The organism is Arthrobacter sp. CAL618, from assembly GCF_000468215.1.
GTDB lineage: Bacteria > Actinomycetota > Actinomycetes > Actinomycetales > Micrococcaceae > Arthrobacter_D.
Window position 1 is genome coordinate 1 of sequence record NZ_ASZW01000039.1, and the last position, 1,835, is coordinate 1,835.

A 1,835-nucleotide genomic window follows, 5' to 3' on the forward strand; every position below is an offset into this window, starting at 1 on the left:
CCCGACGCCGTGTACTTTCCGGCTTGCGTCGGGACGATGTTCGGGCCGGCCGGGACCGGTTCGGGAGTGCAGACGAGTTTCGCGTTGCTCTGCGAGCGCGCGGGGCTTTCACTGCTGGTACCGGCTGGGATTGACGGGCTGTGCTGCGGGACGCCGTGGTCGTCGAAGGGCATGGCCGCGGGTGAGGCGACGATGCGGGCGAAGACTGTCGCAGCGTTGCGGGAGGCCACGCACGACGGCGAGCTCCCGATCGTCTGCGACGCCTCCTCCTGCACTGAGGGGCTCAACGGCGCGCTTGAACAGGCCTCTCGTGAACTGGAGGCGTCCGGCCGGCCACCGCTGGTGATGCTGGATGCAGTGCAGTTTGTGGCCGACCGGGTGCTGCCCCTGCTGGGTGCCGTCGAACCGCTCGAGTCGCTGGCACTGCATCCCACCTGTTCCTCGACGCGGCTGGGCCTGAATCCGGCGCTGGAGGCGGTGGCCGGCGTCGTCGCGAGTGAAGTGCTGGTCCCTGAAACGTGGGGGTGCTGCGCCTTCGCCGGTGACCGCGGGATGCTTCACCCCGAGCTCACCGCGTCCGCCACGAGCCGGCAAGCCGTCGATGTTGCCGGCTTCAACGCCTCGGCCCACGCCTCGTGCAACCGCACCTGCGAACTGGGGATGACCCGGGCCACCGGGGAGGACTATCGCCATATCCTTGAACTACTAGAGGAAAGAACGAGGATCCCCCCATGCGACTGATCGCCCCGAATTGCTACCAGCTCGAAAATTCGAAGGGTGCAAACGGGTATCTGGTCAGCGCCAACGGGTCCACAGCGATCATCGACCCGGGCATGCCGGGCGGGTATGCCCGGTTGCTCGACGAGCTGCGGGACGCGGAGCCGGTCATTGGCCCGGTCACTGACATTCTGCTGACTCACTACGACGCCGATCACACCCGGGTGGCGAAACGCCTGCAGCAGACCCTGGGAGTGCCGGTCTGGCTCGGCGCCGAGGACGCGGCGATCCTGCGCGGCGACGTGCCGCCACCAACCCGTTTCAGACGCTTCCTGGCCAGGGTCTTCCCCACCGACTATCCGGCGCGGGTGACCGAACTGACCGGCGAGCAGAGCATCTTCGACGGCCTCGTGGCCTTCCCGACGCCGGGCCACACCCCCGGGCACATGGCGTTCCAGTTCGGTGAGGTGCTCTTCTCGGGCGACGCGGTATCCGTCTCCACACACGGTGAGCTCAGGCAGTTCTACCGGCTCACGATCAGCGACGCGGCACAGGCCCGGCAGACCGAGGAACTCCTCAGGGCCAGGATCGCTGGCGGCTCGGTGCGGTGGATCTGCGCCGGCCACAACGCCCCGGCGAAAACCCGGACCCGCTAGCTGTCCTTGGCCGGCCCATCCTGAGGTGCGGCCTGGGGTGCGGCCTTGGCTGGTGCCTTGGCTGGTGCGGCGTCCGCTGCGGGTTCGTCGGGAGTCCTCAGGTCGCCGAGGGCCTTCAGGGCTTTTTCCCAGCGTTTCTGCCGTTCGGCAGGTGACTGCTCCCACCAGGGGGTGCCGCGCTCACCGAGGCCCTCCTTGGCGAGCTGCACGCGGCGTCGCGCGTCCTTCACCTTGGGTTCCTGTTTGGCCTTGCGGTATTTGTTGACTGCCGAGCGGCCTCGGCCCAGTTGGGACAGCAGCTGCTTCTCGACGTCGTCGGGCAGCGTCGGATCGGCGCGGCGCCATTTCCTGCCTTCATGCAGGAAGAACCGGTCGTCGTCGGGCGTCTGGGGTGTGCTGGTCATGCCCGCCTATCGGTGAAGTGGTGTGGTATCAACTTACTAGCTGCTGGGGACCGGCGGG

The 1,835-nt window shown here is 67.8% G+C and carries 3 protein-coding genes; 2 read left to right on the forward strand and 1 reads right to left on the reverse strand.

Features of this window, described 5'->3' with window-relative positions; translation table 11 throughout:
• Positions 1-741: (Fe-S)-binding protein (locus K728_RS18190; protein ID WP_035746831.1), on the forward strand; the 741-nt coding region annotated here is incomplete at its 5' end.
• On the forward strand, positions 732-1,373 hold the full coding sequence (locus K728_RS0102235) for an MBL fold metallo-hydrolase (protein ID WP_019483890.1): 642 nt from the start codon (positions 732-734) through the stop codon (positions 1,371-1,373). The genes K728_RS18190 and K728_RS0102235, both read left to right, overlap by 10 nt.
• On the opposite strand, the gene K728_RS0102240 is transcribed toward K728_RS0102235, so the two are convergent.
• Positions 1,370-1,777, reverse strand: coding sequence for a hypothetical protein (locus K728_RS0102240; RefSeq protein WP_024475712.1), 408 nt, complete (start codon positions 1,775-1,777; stop codon positions 1,370-1,372). The genes K728_RS0102235 and K728_RS0102240 overlap by 4 nt on opposite strands.
• Positions 1,778-1,835: the final 58 nt, after the last annotated feature.

Bases quoted from the DNA above. Each gene is read 5' to 3' on its own strand.
- K728_RS0102235 (WP_019483890.1), top strand. From the start codon at position 732: ATGCGACTGATCGCCCCGAATTGCTACCAGCTCGAAAATTCGAAGGGT.
- K728_RS0102240 (WP_024475712.1), bottom strand. From the start codon at position 1,777: ATGACCAGCACACCCCAGACGCCCGACGACGACCGGTTCTTCCTGCAT.